This is a genomic window from Microbacterium sp. W4I20, from assembly GCF_030816505.1.
In the GTDB taxonomy this organism is placed as follows: domain Bacteria; phylum Actinomycetota; class Actinomycetes; order Actinomycetales; family Microbacteriaceae; genus Microbacterium.
Genome location: NZ_JAUSYB010000001.1, coordinates 2,354,568 through 2,369,019, shown reverse-complemented (window position 1 = coordinate 2,369,019; position 14,452 = coordinate 2,354,568). Strand labels below are relative to the sequence as shown.

The 14,452-nt window shown below is 68.8% G+C and carries 12 protein-coding genes and 1 pseudogene; 9 read left to right on the top strand and 4 right to left on the bottom strand.

What is annotated here, in order from left to right; all coding sequences use genetic code 11:
* Positions 1-40 precede the first annotated feature (40 nt).
* The 4 genes from QFZ21_RS11535 to gnd all read left to right on the top strand — a co-directional run bounded on the left by QFZ21_RS11535 (position 41) and on the right by gnd (position 2,691).
* On the top strand, positions 41-376 hold the full coding sequence (locus tag QFZ21_RS11535; protein ID WP_307377974.1) for a helix-turn-helix transcriptional regulator: 336 nt from the start codon (positions 41-43) through the stop codon (positions 374-376).
* Positions 373-864: an SRPBCC domain-containing protein gene (locus QFZ21_RS11530; protein ID WP_307377972.1), complete on the top strand. Its 492-nt coding sequence runs from the start codon at positions 373-375 to the stop codon at positions 862-864. The genes QFZ21_RS11535 and QFZ21_RS11530 overlap by 4 nt, the downstream gene beginning before the upstream one ends.
* Positions 861-1,484 carry a dihydrofolate reductase family protein gene (locus QFZ21_RS11525; protein WP_307377971.1) on the top strand — a complete coding sequence of 208 codons (624 nt, stop codon included), beginning with the start codon at positions 861-863 and terminating at the stop codon, positions 1,482-1,484. Before QFZ21_RS11530 ends, QFZ21_RS11525 begins: the two co-directional genes overlap by 4 nt.
* A gap of 145 nt (positions 1,485-1,629) precedes the next feature.
* Positions 1,630-2,691 carry a phosphogluconate dehydrogenase (NAD(+)-dependent, decarboxylating) gene (gene gnd, locus QFZ21_RS11520; protein WP_307377969.1) on the top strand — a complete coding sequence of 354 codons (1,062 nt, stop codon included), beginning with the start codon at positions 1,630-1,632 and terminating at the stop codon, positions 2,689-2,691.
* Positions 2,692-2,861: 170 nt separating this feature from the next.
* On the opposite strand, the gene QFZ21_RS11515 is transcribed toward gnd, so the two are convergent.
* The 4 genes and pseudogenes from QFZ21_RS11515 to QFZ21_RS21080 form a co-directional block, all read right to left on the bottom strand.
* Positions 2,862-4,076, bottom strand: coding sequence for a glycoside hydrolase family 76 protein (locus QFZ21_RS11515; protein WP_307377967.1), 1,215 nt, complete (start codon positions 4,074-4,076; stop codon positions 2,862-2,864).
* A gap of 92 nt (positions 4,077-4,168) precedes the next feature.
* Complete coding sequence (locus tag QFZ21_RS11510; protein ID WP_307377966.1) at positions 4,169-5,947, bottom strand: class I mannose-6-phosphate isomerase; 1,779 nt, start codon at positions 5,945-5,947, stop codon at positions 4,169-4,171.
* A 110-nt stretch (positions 5,948-6,057) separates the two neighbouring features.
* A complete protein-coding gene (locus QFZ21_RS11505; RefSeq protein WP_307377964.1) occupies positions 6,058-6,489 on the bottom strand; it encodes a substrate-binding domain-containing protein in 432 nt (143 codons plus the stop codon).
* A gap of 100 nt (positions 6,490-6,589) precedes the next feature.
* Positions 6,590-7,009, bottom strand: a pseudogene (locus tag QFZ21_RS21080) (LacI family DNA-binding transcriptional regulator); the annotation flags it as partial.
* Positions 7,010-7,093: 84 nt separating this feature from the next.
* Between QFZ21_RS21080 and QFZ21_RS11500 the strand changes: the two are divergent.
* The 5 genes from QFZ21_RS11500 to QFZ21_RS11480 are packed head-to-tail and all read left to right on the top strand — an operon-like array spanning position 7,094 to position 14,410.
* Positions 7,094-8,500: an ABC transporter substrate-binding protein gene (locus tag QFZ21_RS11500; RefSeq protein ID WP_373426015.1), complete on the top strand. Its 1,407-nt coding sequence runs from the start codon at positions 7,094-7,096 to the stop codon at positions 8,498-8,500.
* On the top strand, positions 8,497-9,426 hold the full coding sequence (locus tag QFZ21_RS11495; RefSeq protein WP_307377960.1) for a carbohydrate ABC transporter permease: 930 nt from the start codon (positions 8,497-8,499) through the stop codon (positions 9,424-9,426). Before QFZ21_RS11500 ends, QFZ21_RS11495 begins: the two co-directional genes overlap by 4 nt.
* Positions 9,423-10,244, top strand: coding sequence for a carbohydrate ABC transporter permease (locus tag QFZ21_RS11490; protein WP_307377958.1), 822 nt, complete (start codon positions 9,423-9,425; stop codon positions 10,242-10,244). The genes QFZ21_RS11495 and QFZ21_RS11490 overlap by 4 nt, the downstream gene beginning before the upstream one ends.
* Before the next feature lie 36 nt (positions 10,245-10,280).
* Positions 10,281-11,300 carry an ROK family protein gene (locus QFZ21_RS11485; RefSeq protein WP_307377957.1) on the top strand — a complete coding sequence of 340 codons (1,020 nt, stop codon included), beginning with the start codon at positions 10,281-10,283 and terminating at the stop codon, positions 11,298-11,300.
* Positions 11,297-14,410 carry a glycoside hydrolase family 38 C-terminal domain-containing protein gene (locus QFZ21_RS11480; protein ID WP_307377956.1) on the top strand — a complete coding sequence of 1,038 codons (3,114 nt, stop codon included), beginning with the start codon at positions 11,297-11,299 and terminating at the stop codon, positions 14,408-14,410. Before QFZ21_RS11485 ends, QFZ21_RS11480 begins: the two co-directional genes overlap by 4 nt.
* The last annotated feature ends 42 nt before the right edge of the window (positions 14,411-14,452 follow it).

Sequence of the window (14,452 nt, the reverse complement as noted above, 5' to 3'; positions counted from 1 at the left end):
TACTTTGCCTCTAGGCACAGTGTGTGCGACACTGTTCCGCATGGCTAACCATTCTCAGCCGCTGGACGAGGTCTTCATCGCGCTCTCGGATCCGACCAGACGTGAGGTCATCCGCCGTCTCGGGCGCGGACCGGTGAGCGTCGGCGAGCTCGCGCGTCCGTTCCCGATCACGCTGCCGTCGTTCATGAAGCACGTTCGCACGCTGGAGTCCAGCGGGCTGATCCGCACCGCCAAGTCCGGACGCGTGCGCACCTGCACCCTCAACCGCGAGCGGCTCGACCTCCTGGATGGCTGGCTCGCCGAGCAGCGCCGGTTGTGGGAAGGCCGTACCGACCGCCTCGAACAGTTCCTCACCGACCCGCAGGAGAAGTCATGAACAGCGCCGCCATCGACCCCACCCTCGACCTCACACTCGAGCGGGTGATTCATGCCGCGCCCGCCGACGTCTGGCGGGCCTGGACCGACCCCACACGCCTCGAGAAGTGGTGGATTCCGGCGCCGATGGTCAGCCGGGTCGACCAGCTCGACGTGCGCCCCGGTGGCGCGTTCGTCACCCGCATGAGCGAAGACGGCGAAGAGTTCGTGCCGCACATCGACGCGGTCTTCCTGGTCGTCGAGGAGGGACGGCGGCTGGTCTTCACCAACGCCGTGACCAGCACCTGGCGACCGGCCACACCAGAGCCGGTGGCGTTGACGGCGGAGATCATCCTCGGCGATCATCCCGACGGCACCGACTACCGGATCGTCGTGCGGCACGGCGACGCCGCCACCCGCGAGCACCACCACGAGCTCGGCTTCTTCGACGGCTGGGGGTCGGTGACCGCCGCGCTGGCAGAGCTCGTCGAGAAGGATGCGGGGACTTGAGAGTCTCCGTCACGCAGTTCGTCACACTCGACGGCGTCAGTCAGGGTCCGGGCTCCGCCGAGGAAGACCGCACCGACGACTTCGAGCGCGGCGGATGGTTCGTGCCCTATCTTGACGAGGCCTTCGTGCAGGCGGCATCCGATTGGCTCGATCTCGCCGACGGCCTCCTGCTCGGGCGTCGCACCTACGAGGCGTTCGCACGAGACTGGCCGAACATCCCGGAGCCCGACCCGTTCACCGCTCGCATGAATGCCCTCCCGAAGTACGTGGTGACCAGCACACTCACGCAAGGATCCTGGAATCCGACCACCGTGCTCACCGGCGACCCGGCTGAGGCGGTCAGGTCCCTTCGCAGCCGACCAGGCGGTGAACTGCAGATCCACGGGAGCTCCCGGCTGGCGGCATCGCTGCTCTCCGCGGGAGTGGTCGACGTCGTCCGCCTGGCGGTGGCGCCTGTGATCATCGGCGACGGACGGCGGCTGTTCCCCCAGCCGATGACGGATGCCGGGCTTCGCCTGGTATCTCACGATTCCACCCCGGCAGGTCTGCTTCTGCTGGAGTACGAGACGACGGGCGCTGCGCCGCGCGCCGACTACGAGGGCAGCCCCGCCCTGCCGTGACATCTCCCGCGTTTCAGCAGCCGGAGGCGTTGCCGGGGGAGCTTCGCGAGTTCTTCGACGGCCTGGAGGCGTAGCATCGCCTCCAGGTGCGCATTCCCCGCGCCGCCGGCCATCGGTCGGTCACGGAAGCATCCGGAGGAGAGCAATGCAACTGGCGATGGTCGGACTCGGACGGATGGGTGCGAACATCGTTCGCAGGCTGATGCGCGATGGTCACGAATGCGTGGTCTACGACGTGAATCCGGATGCCGTGCAGGCGCTGGTCGCGGAGGGCGCGGTGGGTGCCGACAGCATGGCCGACCTGGCCGCGAAGCTGCAGGCGCCGCGCGCCGTGTGGATGATGGTGCCCGCGTCGCTCACGGGGAAGGTCGCCGACGACGTCGCAGCCGTGCTCGAGCCCGGCGACACACTCATCGACGGCGGCAACTCCAACTACCGCGACGACGTGCGCCGGGCGGCAGCCTTCCGCGAGCAGGGCCTCGACTACATCGACGTCGGCACCAGCGGCGGCGTCTTCGGCCTCGACCGTGGTTACTGCCTGATGGTCGGCGGACCGGATGCTGCGGTGCAGCGCCTCGAGCCGATCTTCCGCACCGTCGCGCCGGGCCCCGGCGAGATCGAGCGCACCCCCGGACGCACCGGCGACTTCGCGCCGGAGGAGCAGGGGTACCTGCACTGCGGCCCCTCGGGCGCCGGACACTTCGTGAAGATGGTGCACAACGGCATCGAGTACGGGATCATGGCCGCGCTCGCCGAGGGCCTCAACCTGCTCGACAACGCGGATGCCGGTATTCGCGAGGCGCAGCACTCCGCCGAGATCGCCCCGCTCGAAGAGCCGGAGTTCTACCAGTTCCCGATCGACACGGCCAAGGTGTCGGAGCTGTGGCGCCGCGGCTCGGTCGTCTCGTCGTGGCTGCTCGACCTCACGGCCGCGGCGCTGACCGAGAACCCGACGCTCGACGGCCTGGCCGGACGCGTGTCGGACTCGGGCGAGGGCCGCTGGACGGTCAAGGCCGCGGTCGACGTGGGTGTGCCGGTGCCGGTGCTCGCAGCATCCCTCTTCGAGCGCTTCGCGTCTCGCGGCGAGGACCACTTCGCCAACCAGGTGCTCTCGGCCATGCGGCTGCAGTTCGGCGGCCACCAGGAGCTGCCGGCCGGCGACGTGCTCGAGGCCGGGAGCCGGCGGGCGGAGTCCGGCGACAGCTGAGAGCCAGCCCGTTTGCTGAGCGGCAGGACCGGTCACCCCGGTTGCTGAGCGAGCGGAGCGAGACGAAGCGCGTCACGATCTGCGGAGAGTGTCACGATCCGCGGAGCAATCCAGGAGAAAGCTCCGCGCATCGTGAACACCTCCGCAGATCGTGACGCTCAGCACCCCGGCTAGCTGATGTTGCCGAGGTCGCGCCGGTCCCAGGCCAGGATCGCGAAGATCTGGATGACGCCGGACTGGTCGAGTGTCGCGGCGGGCCGCGACGGGTTGTAGTCGCCGCCGCCGGACGGCTGGAAGTGGAACAGCCCGGTCTCGGGATCGCGGTTCGTGTCCCAGATCAGCTGGGCGTACTGCTCCACGGCCGCGCGGTACGAGGGATCGTGGCTGACGGAGTCCAGCAGGAGCAGATCGCGGAAGTAGAACGCGTTGAAGATGGCCGGCTGCTGCTGCAACCTGTTCTCCGCGGTCCAGTACTTCAGGGAGGCTCGCGCTGCGGCCTTCGCCTGCTGGAGGTACTTCGCATCATCCGTGGCGCGGTAGAGGATGGTCGCCGTCGCGATCATCGCTCCGGAGTTGTAGGTCCAGAGCGTCGGGTTGACCTCGCCGGCGTCGTTGATGCTGTTGGCGTAGAGCCCGGTCGATGTCTTGAGGCACTTGTTGTTCCAGTTGTAGAGCTTCTTGCTCCACGTCAGGTAGTCCGCCTGGCCGGTCTGCTCGTAGAGGTGCGCGGCGAGCTGTGCGGCGAGTCCGGTGATGTTGGCGCCGCGGTCCGCGTTGTCGGGGCGATCGACCCAGTCCATTCCGCCCGGGCACTCGAGGGTGGCATCGGTGTTCCATCCCCGGACCACGATGTCGAAGGCGTGCTCGGCCTTCTCGAGGTAGGCCGGGTCACCCGTCTTGCGGAACTGCCGCACGTCGGTCAGTCCGATGATCGAGTTGTCGTCGTAGAACACGTCGCCGCCGGTGCCGAGCGGCGCGGGCAGGTAGGACTCGTAGCCGGCCCGACCGCCCTCGCGCACGTTGTAGTACAGCTCGAAGTTGGCGATGCGCTGTCGGGTGACGTTGGCGTAGGCGCCGCCGATGCCGCGCACACCCTGCAGGTCGGCGGTGGCCTGACTGGCCTCGCGGTACTCCCAGAGGTACGAGTAGGGGTTCACCTCGTCGCCGGTGTTGAGCTTGTACAGCTGGTGTCCGGCGGCGCCGAGGTAGAGGTGATCCTGCAGGGCGTCGTAGCTGACGACGGCCCTCTCGGACCATGTCTCCGCCGGGGAGGGGGATGCTGCCTGCGCGGGCGTCGCCGCGCTCGCCAGCAGCACCGTGACGGTCGCGAGTGCGATCGTGCCGCCGAGTTTCGAGCGTCTGTGAAGGGGTGAGGTCAACGTCATCGTTCATCCTGTCTTCGTGGTTGATATCGTTACCAACAATTCCAGGGTGACCCAGAAACAACCCCGACGTCAACCCCTCGGGGGTGATCCCGTCAGACCGCGGTGCCTCGGACGGACGCCTTCACGGTCGCGCATTCCGTGCCGACGGCGGGGCCGTGGGGGCGGATCGTGTAGGCGCCGACGGCGGCCGGAACGATGAAGGTCTCGGCGTAGTGCACGACGAACGGCGCGAACGATCCGGTCGGCGATTCCACCACCGCTTCCGCACCCTCCACGAGGTTGAGCACGTTCACCGTGCCGTTCGTCTGATGGGGAACGCGGTCGGTGAACCAGTGCCTGCGCACCTCGATGAACTCCAGCTCGTGGAGGCCGGTGCGCTCCTCGCGCCACCCATCCCCGGCGCCGAGCGCCTCGACCTGATCGACCAGGTTCTCGGTCGTCCACTCGGTGTCGCGGTCCCACTGGATGTTGGCCAGCGCGTGGTCGAGATGGATCGGCCGGGGCGTGCCGTCGAGCCCCACGCGGTCCCAATCCCACATCTTGAACGTGAACAGATACGGGGTCGCCGAGATCTCGAGCACCATCGAGTTGCGCCCGGAGCAGTGCACGGTGCCCGCGGGAATCGCGAAGTGGTCGTGCTTCTTCGCAGGGAACGTGTTCACGTACTCGTCGGCGGGGAACGAGATCTCGCCCGCCTGGGCGCGGGACAGATCGTTCGTCAGGCGCTCGCGGTCGACCCCGGTCTTCAGCCCGAGGTACACGACCGCGTCGTCGCCGGCATCCAGCAGGTAGTAACTCTCGTCCTGTGTGTACGCCATTCCGAAGCGGTCACGGATGTAGTCGGTGAGCGGATGCACCTGCAGCGAGAGGTTGCCGCCCTCCATCGTGTCGAGCAGATCGAAGCGGATCGGGAACTCAGCGCCGAACCGCGCGAACGTGCGCTCGCCGAGGAGCTCGCGCGGATGCGCGAACACCAGGTCGATCGACGGGATCTGGAAGACGGAGGCGCCGTCCGAGAGCAGCAGGCTGTTCTCCTCGGGCACCCCGTCGAACGACCAGGCGTAGTTCGGCGAGGCGTCGTCGAGGCCGCAGACCTGCTTCATCCACTGGCCGCCCCAGACCCCAGGGTCGAAGTACGGCACGACGCGGAACGGCCGCGAGGGCGCGGCGGCGAGAGCACCCCGGAACCCGTCGCCGGAGATCAGCGCAGGCGCGGAGGCGTCGTTGAGATCGAGCACGAAGTCGGCGGTGTCGAACAGCGGGCGCTTGTGTCGATCGGCGGCCCGCCACTCGAGGAAGTAGCCCCGCTTGATCTTGCGGAGCGGGTCTTCGTCGTCGTTGCCGGCATGCCAGTTCGGCATCCCCCGCCGATAGCGGAGCTGGATCTCCCACCGCGCCATCTCGCCGAGCACGACGACGTCGGCATCCGCGATTCGCGTGGCTCCCCATCCGACCAGGAGCGTGCGGCCCGCCCGCTCCTGGACCTCGCCACGGAGCGCAGCGACCGCCGCCGGGTCGTAGAACGCGTCGATGGTCGCGTGCGACATCACGCCGAACACCCGGTCGTCGGTGAGGGTGGCGCGGAAGGCCTCGTCCAGGTGTGCGGCCGGGTGTGCGGCGCGCTCCACGTCGATCACCGTGAAGTCGGGGAGCGCGCTCTGCAGCTGGGCGATCAACGCCGGAACTTCGGCGCCGGGATACGTGTCGACGGCGATCACCGCGCGCGGACCGTGTGCGGCCGCGGCATCCGTCAGCGCCTTCGCCAGTGCGTCGCCCCGGCGGATCTCCTCGCCCGGGGGGAGCTCGATCGCGGGGCTGCGGTCGTAGGCCGAGATCGTTCGTTCGCCGTCGCGACCGGAGGGGAGGGGCATCGCATGCAGCCTTTCATTGTCGATCCGCACGCGACCTCTGAGCTCGGTCGCATCGCTGATATCGTTATCAATGTACACAACGACATCGCAGATCGCATCCGTCGATCGGATCAGGGTCGGAAGCGCGTCGGCAGTTCGACCGTCTGCGGCTCGTCGTCGTCGCTGACAGCGGTGCGGGCGGAGTCGAGTCGCGCCATCACCATCCGCGCCGCGGTGCGGCCGAGCTCGCGCGGGTCGTGCTCGATGACCGACAGCGCGAACGGCATGAGGCTGGAGAGCTCGAAGTCGTCGAACGCGACGATGCGCATGGTGTCGGTCAACTCGCGGTGCTGCGCCAATGCGCGCAGCGCGCCGACCGTGTTGCGGTTGTTCGCGCTGAAGATCGCGGTGGGCGGGTCGGGGAGGGCGAGCAGCTCGAGGGTGACGTCGTGCGCCGCGGCGTCGTCGTTCTGACCGGCGCGCAGCAGCACGGGATCGAACTCCACGCCGGCCTCGCGGTGTGCGCGCTCGAACCCCTGCTGGCGTCGACGGCTCGTGAACACCGACGACCGGTTGCCGAGGAAGGCGATGCGCCGGTGGTCCCTCGGCGAGCAGGTGCGCCGTGCCGTCCCGGGCTCCGCCCTCGTCGTCGACCAGGACGACGTCGGCGTCGACCCCGTCGACCTGCCGGGAGGCCAGGGCGAGCGGGATGCCCGCGACCCGTGCCGCCTGAAGGTGCGTGACGTCGCCGCCGGCCGGAACCACGATCAGCCCGTCGACCTTGCGGCCGATGAAGTCGTTGACGAGGGCGCGCTCGCGCTCGATGTCCTCACCGCTGTTCCCCACGAGCAGGCGCATGCCGTCGGAGGACACGATCTCCTCGACGCCGAGCTGCACCTGGGCGTAGTACGGGTTCGCGACGTTGGTGATGATCACGCCGAGCAGGCCCGTTCGCTGACCCGGACGGATGCTGCGCGCATTCTCGTTCCGGCGGTATCCGAGGGCGGCCGCAGCCTCGAGAACCGCCTGGATCTTCTCGGGTCGCACGTTCGGTCCGCCGTTGAGAACGCGGGAGACGGTCATCGGCGAGACGCCCGCCGCGGCCGCCACATCCTGGACCGTCGGAGCAGCGGCACCTCGGTGGATGAGACGGTCGGACATGCCGTCATGGTATCCGCCCCAGGGGGCCGCGGACGGCGTGTCGTGCCGACCGCGAGTCTTGCCCTGCGGTTCGGCATCGTGTTACAGTCCGATTCTGATAACGATACCAAGACCGATCGAACACCGATCGGATCTCCCCCCTCGTCATTCCGAACAAAGGAGTTCCGCGTGAAGTTCTCACGTAAAGCAGCCGCCGCAGCGGCGGCCCTGGCGATCGTGGCATCCGCCGCGGGCTGTGCCGGCTCGTCGCCCGCCTCGGACACCGACCTGAACTTCGTCACCGACAAGAGCTGGGACTTCAAGAAGTTCTCCGCCGTCTCGGAAGACGACCTCGAGGTCGCGCTGGACCCGAAGTTCTACGCCGACCAGAACGCGTTCCAGGCCTTCATCAAGCAGTCCTTCCGCTCGAACAAGGCGCCGGGGCTCTTCACCTGGCACACCGGCGCTTCGCTCGAAGAGCTGGTGGCCGAGGGCCTCGTCGCCGAGACGACCGACATCTGGGAGAAGGCGGTCGCCGACGGCGACGTCAGCGAGTCGGTCAAGGATCTCTACACGATCGACGGCGCCCAGTACTGCACCCCCATCAGCGTCGACGACTGGGTGATGTATTACGACAAGCGCACCTTCGCCGATCTGGGCCTCGACGTGCCGACCACGTGGGACGAGATGATGACCGTCTCCGACAAGCTCGTCGACGCGGGGATCGCACCGTTCTGGAACTCCGGCGGCAACCCCTGGGCTTTCGTCTGGTTCCAGATCCTGACCGCGGGCACGGACGTCGAGCTCTACAACGACCTCGTCTCCGGCAAGGCGAAGTTCACCGACCCCGAGATCGTCGAGGTCATGAACACCTGGCTCGACATGAAGGAGAAGGGCTACTTCACCGATCCCGGCTCCAAGACCCCCGCCGAGACCCAGATCAAGGATCAGGAAGTCGCGATGATCCCGTTCGGCACCTGGTACTCGAGCACCCTCGACACCGTGGGCCTCGAGAGCGGGAAGGACTGGGGCGTGTTCCCGATCCCGAACGTGAACCCCGACCAGGAGGACATCCCGGTCGCGACCGAGACCGCCCCCGTCTGCGTGCCGGAGAAGTCGGCGCAGCGCGACCTCGGCCTGAAGTACTCGGAGTGGTGGATGGGCTCGACCGCGCAGACCGCCTGGTCGGAGCAGCAGGGCAACCTGCCCTTCAACCCGAAGGCGACCGCCGCGACCGAGGAGTTCCAGAAGATCGGCGAGGAGTACACCGACCCGAAGTACGTCTTCTACCTGCGGTACTACGAGGCGGCTCCCGCGCCGATCCTCACCGCGTCGCTCGATGAGTTCACCGGATTCATGACGAACCCGGGCGACCCGATGCCGTACCTCGAGGGCATCCAGAAGGTCGCCGATGAGTACTGGAGCGAGCATTGAGCCGGACTCCGGTCCGCTCCGCGCGTCAGCGCGACGCCTGGGCCTTCATGGGCCCGGGCGTCGCGGTGGTCGTGCTCGCGCTGCACATCCCGGTGCTGTACACCGTCTACCTCAGCTTCACGGAGTACGACGGACTCGGTGACCCGGAGTGGATCGGGCTGGCCAACTACGCCGAGATGTTCCAGGATCCCGCGATCGCGCTGTCGATCGTGAACACCCTGGCGTGGGTGCTCGGCACGCTCCTCGTGCCGGTCGGCCTCGGTCTGCTCGTCGCGTACCTCGCCTACGGACTGCCGGGCGCGGCCTGGCTGCGCGTGCCCTTCCTCATTCCGTACGCCCTCTCCGGCGTCGCGGTCGGTGTGATCTTCTCGTTCGTGCTGCAGAACGGTGGGGCGCTGTCGCAGGCGCTCGCCTTCCTGAATCTGCCCGGCTCCGAGCTGCGCTGGCTGCAGGATGCTCCGCTGAACACGATCGTGATGATCCTCGCCGCCTCCTGGCAGGGAGTCGGCGTCAACGCCCTCCTGTTCACGGTCGGGCTGCAGTCGATCCCCAAGGAGCCGCTGGAGGCCGCGAAGGTCGACGGCGCCGGCGGGTTCCGCCTGTTCACGTCGATGGTGTGGCCGCTGCTGCGTCCGACCACGACGATCGTCGTCGGGCTGTCGATCGTGAACAGCCTGAAGACGTTCGACATCGTGCAGTCGATGACCCAGGGCGGCCCGAACCGCGTGTCCGAGACGCTCGGCGTGACGATGTACCGCGAGACGTTCCTGAACAACGAGTACGGGATGGGGTCGGCCGTCGCGATCTTCCTCACCGTGATCACCGTCGCCGCATCCGTGATCTACCTGCGCCGCCAGCTGTCGCTCGGCGAGGCCGCGCCGAAGATGGATGCCGCACCCAAGACGAAGGGAGCGCGCCGCGCATGATCTCCAAGATCCTCCGCTACGGCATCCTCGGCCTGATGGGCATCCTCTGGCTGCTCCCCATCTACCTGCTGCTCGCCAACTCGAGCAAGCTCACATCCGAGTACTCGGGCTCGCGCCTCTGGGAACCGGGCAACTTCCCGGCCCTCGTGCAGAACATCGTCGACGTCTTCACGACCACCGACGTGCCGTCCGGTCTCTTCATCACTCTCATCTACGCGATCGTCGCGCCGGTCATCGCCGTGATCCTCGGTGCCGCCGTCGGCTACGCGGTCATCGCGCTCAAGCTGAAGCACGGGTTCTTCTGGTTCTTCGTGATCTTCTGCGGCACGGTTTTCCCGCTGCAGCTGATGGTGATCCCGCTGTTCGCCGCCTACTCGCAGGTCGGCCTGTTCGACACGGCGGTCGGCATGATCCTCATCTACTCGGTCGTGTGCCTGCCGTTCTCGGCGTTCGTGATGCGCAACTTCTTCGCCGGGATCGCCGAGTCGGTCTTCGAGGCCGCGGTCGTCGACGGCGCGAAGCCGTGGCGCATCTTCACGCAGATCTACCTGCCGATGTCGCGCAGCGCCCTGGTCGTGGTGTTCATCCTGCAGGCGACGTGGGTGTGGAACGACTTCCTGCTCGCGCTCATCCTCACGCAGAGCTCCGAGACCCGGCCCGTGATGCCGCTGCTGCAGGCGCTGCAGTCGGTGCAGGGCGGCGGATCTGCCTTCACGGTGCTGCTCACCGCTGCGCTGCTCGTCTCGATCCCGACGGCTCTGCTGTTCGGGCCGACCCAGAAGTACTTCCAGCGCGGGCTCGCTCTGGGACAGTACTGACTGCCGCCGCCCGACGGACATGCGAAGGTGCTCTCTGTGATCGAAAAGCGCGTGACGACCGCTGACGCGGCGGAACGAGCCGCGGTGCGGGTCCTCGACGTGGGCGGCAGCCACGCCACGGCGGCATCCGTCGTACTGGATGCCGAGGGTGGCGGCGCCGTGCGCGATGCCGACGCGGTGCCCCTCGACCCCGCCGCGTCGGCGGACGCACTGCTCGACGCGATCGCCGCGCCGGCCGTGCGGCTCGGGTCGCTGCCCGGCGCCGACGACGGGGCGGCACACGTCGGGTGGGTCGTCGCGATGCCGGGACCGTTCGACTACGCGGCCGGCGTCGGACGCTTCGACGCGGTCGGCAAGTTCGAGGCGCTGCGCGGGGTGTCGATCCGGGAGGGGCTCGCATCGCGGCTGGGGGTCGATGGCGACAGCATCCGATTCGTCAATGACGCCGCCGCCTACGGGGTCGGCGAGTGGGCGTTCGGGTCGTCCACCCGCGCCGATCGTCACGTGTGCATCACCCTCGGCACCGGTGTCGGATCGAGCTTCCTCGATCGCGGACGCGTCGTCGACGACGGCGCGGAGGTGCCCTCGAACGGCTGGGCGTATCTGCTCGAGTTCGACGGCCGGCCGCTGGAGGACACGGTCTCGACGCGCGCCATCGTCGCGGAGTTCGCGCGGCGCACCGGCCGAACGGCCTCCGTGAAGGAGATCGCAGCGGATGCCGCCGGGGGAGACCCCGTCGCCGCCGAGGTGCTCGATCGCGCGATGGCCGCACTCGGCGCCACTCTCGCGCCCTGGCTGCACTCGTTCCGCGCCACCCGCCTCACCATCGGCGGATCGATGGCGCGCTCCTGGCCGGTGCTCGTCACCGGCCTCACCCGCGGCATCGCCGAAGGTATGCCGGGCGGCCGCGCACCGGCATCCCTCGAGATCCTTCCCTCCACCCTGCTCGACGACGCCCCGATCCTCGGCGCGGCGCACTGGCTCCATTCCCCCGACTCATCCCTCGACTCATCCCCCGACTCAGCCCCCGATTCACTCAGGAGTGATCACCGATGAAACCGTCCCTCATCTCCGCCAGCCCCTGGACCGCCGAAGAGGCGCGCGCCGGGCTCATCGAACGCGCGACGGCCGCCGTCGGCCGTATCGGCGAGCACACCGTGCGGGTGATCCCGGAACCGCTGCAGAAGCAGGTCGATGGACGCAACGCGCGCAGCGTACGCATCGTCGTCGAGGGCCCTCGAGAAGCGGATGCCGCGGCGCTCGCCGTCGCGCTCGTCGATGCCGACGGCGCCCAGGTGAACGTCGGCCGGGCGGATGCGCCGGCCGGTTCCGTGCGGGTGCTGGTGCCCGCGTTCGAGGCGCCGACGACCGTCGAGGTCCGCATCGCCGAGCTCGGCGACGAGTCGGTGGCCGCCGAACTCGACGTCGTCCGCCCCTGGAGCGTGCACGTCGTGCACCATTCGCACTTCGACTTCGGCTACACCGACCCGCAGGCCGCGGTCATCGCGAACCAGCGCTCGTACCTGGACTCGGCCGTCGACCTCATCCACCAGACGCAGGACTGGCCGGAGGCGTCCCGCTTCCGCTGGAACGCGGAGGCGCTCTGGGCCTTCTCGGACTGGGAGGGCAACCGCACCAAGGGCGAGATCGACGAACTCGTCCGCCTCGTGAAGGAGGGTTCGATCGGCCTGAGCGCGATGCCCTACAATCTCCACACCGACACCTGCTCGACCGACGAGCTGCACGAACTGCTGGCCTCGGCACGCCGCATCCGCGATGAGCACGGCATCTCGTTCGCCAGTGCCATGCAGACCGACGTGCCCGGACAGGTCGCCGGTCTGCCCGACGCGCTGTCCGACCTCGGGGTGCGGTACCTGGCGGTGGCGCACAACTGGGCAGGCCGGTCCGAGCCGCACCGCAACGGCGGTCTCGACAACCCGCGGCTGTTCCGCTGGCAGTCGCCGGCGGGCAAGTCGGTGCTCGTGTGGATGACCGACAGCCCGCACGGTCTCGCGTACATCGAGGGTCCGATGGTCGGGTTCACCGAGTCGTTCGAGACGCTCGAGACGCTGTTCCCCGCGTATCTGACGGCGCTGGCCACGAAGGGCTACCCGTTCCCTCCCGGGGTGTTCGGCGCCCACGGCGAGGAGGACCCGGGCCGCGAGCCCTACCCGTGGGACGTGCTGCACGTGCGCACGCAGGGCTTCATGGGTGACAACGGTCCGGCCCGACTGCTCCTCTCCGAGCAGGTGCGGCGATGGAACGAGACCTGGGACTTCCCGAAGCTGCGGGTGTCGCGCAACGAGGACTTCTTCGCCGAGGCCGAGGCCAAGTACGGCGACGAGCTCGTCACGTTCGAGGGCGACTGGGGCGACTGGTGGGTGGAGGGCGTCGGATCCGGCGCCGTGCCGCTCGCTCTCGCCCGCGAGGCGCAGGTCGCCGCCCCCGTCGCCCGGTCGATCTCGCAGCTGTCGCGCTGGAGCGGCGGCGAGTCCGTCGCGTCCGAGGGGACCGACGCGCGCGCCGCGTATGACGCGATCTCGATGTTCAACGAGCACACCTGGGGCGCGAGCAACTCCTGGACGCACGGCGACGAGGGCTATGACTCCGGTGAGCGGCAGTGGCAGTGGAAGGTCGGCCACGCGATCGCCGCGCACCAGCGCACGGTCGATGCGACCGAGCACGCGCTGCATCATCTCGCTCAGGCCGTCGCGCCCGCGGCATCCGCCCTCGCCAGCTACGTCGTCGTCAACGTCGCCGGTCACGCACGGTCGTCGGTGGCCCGGGTGCTGGTGAAGGAATCCCACGTGCCGCTCGACGCGCACTTCGTGGTGCGGGATGCGCGCACGGATGCCGTCGTGCCGCACACGATCGAGGCCCAGGGCAATTCGCTGCACCGCGAGTCGGGCCGCTGGATCACCTTCCCGGTCTCCGATGCTCCGGAGGTCGGCTGGATCCGGTTCGACCTGGTCGCCGCGGACGACACCCCGCAGACCACGGTCGCGCACTCGCTGCAGTCGGGCGCGCGCGAAGACCTCCTGGTGCTCGAGAACGAGCACCTGCGGGTCGAGGTCGACGACCGCCGGTCGGTCATCCGCTCGCTCGTCGAGAAGGCGACCGGACGGGACTGGGTGAACACCGAATCCGCCGCCGGCTTCAACGGCTACATCTACGACACGTACGGGAGCTCGGGCGCCGGGGTGAACCACCTGGCGAACAAGCTGTCGGTCTCGCCGCGGCTGGAGCTGCTGGCGTCGCGCACCGAGGCCCGGCCGTCGATCGTGGTCGAGCGGGTCGATGACGCGGTCGAGCAGCGACTCGTCTACGAGTACGTGGCCGACGGTGTCGACTCGGTGCAGGTCACCCTGCGGCTGCGCCACGGCGACCCGACGCTGCTGATCGAGAACCGGGTGGCGAAGCCGGTCACGCGGGTGAAGGAGAGCGGATACTTCGCGTTCCCGTTCGCCGCCGCCGACCCGACCGTGCGGTTCGAGGTCTCGGGCGGGGTCACCGGCGACGGCATCTCACACGTCCCCGGGGCTCCGCAGCACATGCGGGCGATCCGCAACTGGGTGAGCGTCGCCGACGGTGCGGATGCTGTCGCCTGGGCGACCAAGGATGCGCCGCTGGTGCAGACCGGATCGATCGCGCTGCCGTACTCGCCGTTCCCTGCCAGCACGTCGCCGCACGAGCCGGCCACCGTGTACTCGTGGTTCCACAACAACGTCTGGGACACCAACTTCCCGATCGAGCAGGGGTTCACGGCGACGTTCGGCTACGCCGTTGGTGTGCGGGCGAACGCGGGTCAGAGTGTTCCGGCGCTCGCCGTGCAGACGGCATCCGCGGTGGCGCGGCCGCTCCTGGCGATCCCGGCCGCGGGCCGAGGGGAGACGGCGGCCGAGGCGTCGTTCCTGGGGCTGGATGATGAGCGGGTCGCGCTGATCGGCGTCGGGGCGGGCGAGGAGGACGGCTGGTCGCGCCTGCGGCTGCAGTCGTTCGCGGACGAGCCCGTGACCCTGCGTATCCGGGTCGAGGGAGCGGATGCTGCGCGGCGCACCACACTGCTGGGCGATCCGGTCGGCGAGCTCGGAGTGGAGTCGGGAGCGATCAGCGTCGAGCTGGCGCCGTTCGAGACGGCCGGCGTGGAGGTCCGTCTTCCCCGCTGAATCCGTTGCGGTTCGTGCGTTGCCGCGGTGACCTCGCGCCTG

Bases quoted from the DNA above. Each gene is read 5' to 3' on its own strand.
- QFZ21_RS11535 (WP_307377974.1), top strand. From the start codon at position 41: ATGGCTAACCATTCTCAGCCGCTGGACGAGGTCTTCATCGCGCTCTCG.
- QFZ21_RS11530 (WP_307377972.1), top strand. From the start codon at position 373: ATGAACAGCGCCGCCATCGACCCCACCCTCGACCTCACACTCGAGCGG.
- gnd (WP_307377969.1), top strand. From the start codon at position 1,630: ATGCAACTGGCGATGGTCGGACTCGGACGGATGGGTGCGAACATCGTT.
- QFZ21_RS11515 (WP_307377967.1), bottom strand. From the start codon at position 4,076: ATGACGTTGACCTCACCCCTTCACAGACGCTCGAAACTCGGCGGCACG.
- QFZ21_RS11510 (WP_307377966.1), bottom strand. From the start codon at position 5,947: ATGCCCCTCCCCTCCGGTCGCGACGGCGAACGAACGATCTCGGCCTAC.
- QFZ21_RS11500 (WP_373426015.1), top strand. From the start codon at position 7,094: ATGGTATCCGCCCCAGGGGGCCGCGGACGGCGTGTCGTGCCGACCGCG.
- QFZ21_RS11490 (WP_307377958.1), top strand. From the start codon at position 9,423: ATGATCTCCAAGATCCTCCGCTACGGCATCCTCGGCCTGATGGGCATC.
- QFZ21_RS11480 (WP_307377956.1), top strand. From the start codon at position 11,297: ATGAAACCGTCCCTCATCTCCGCCAGCCCCTGGACCGCCGAAGAGGCG.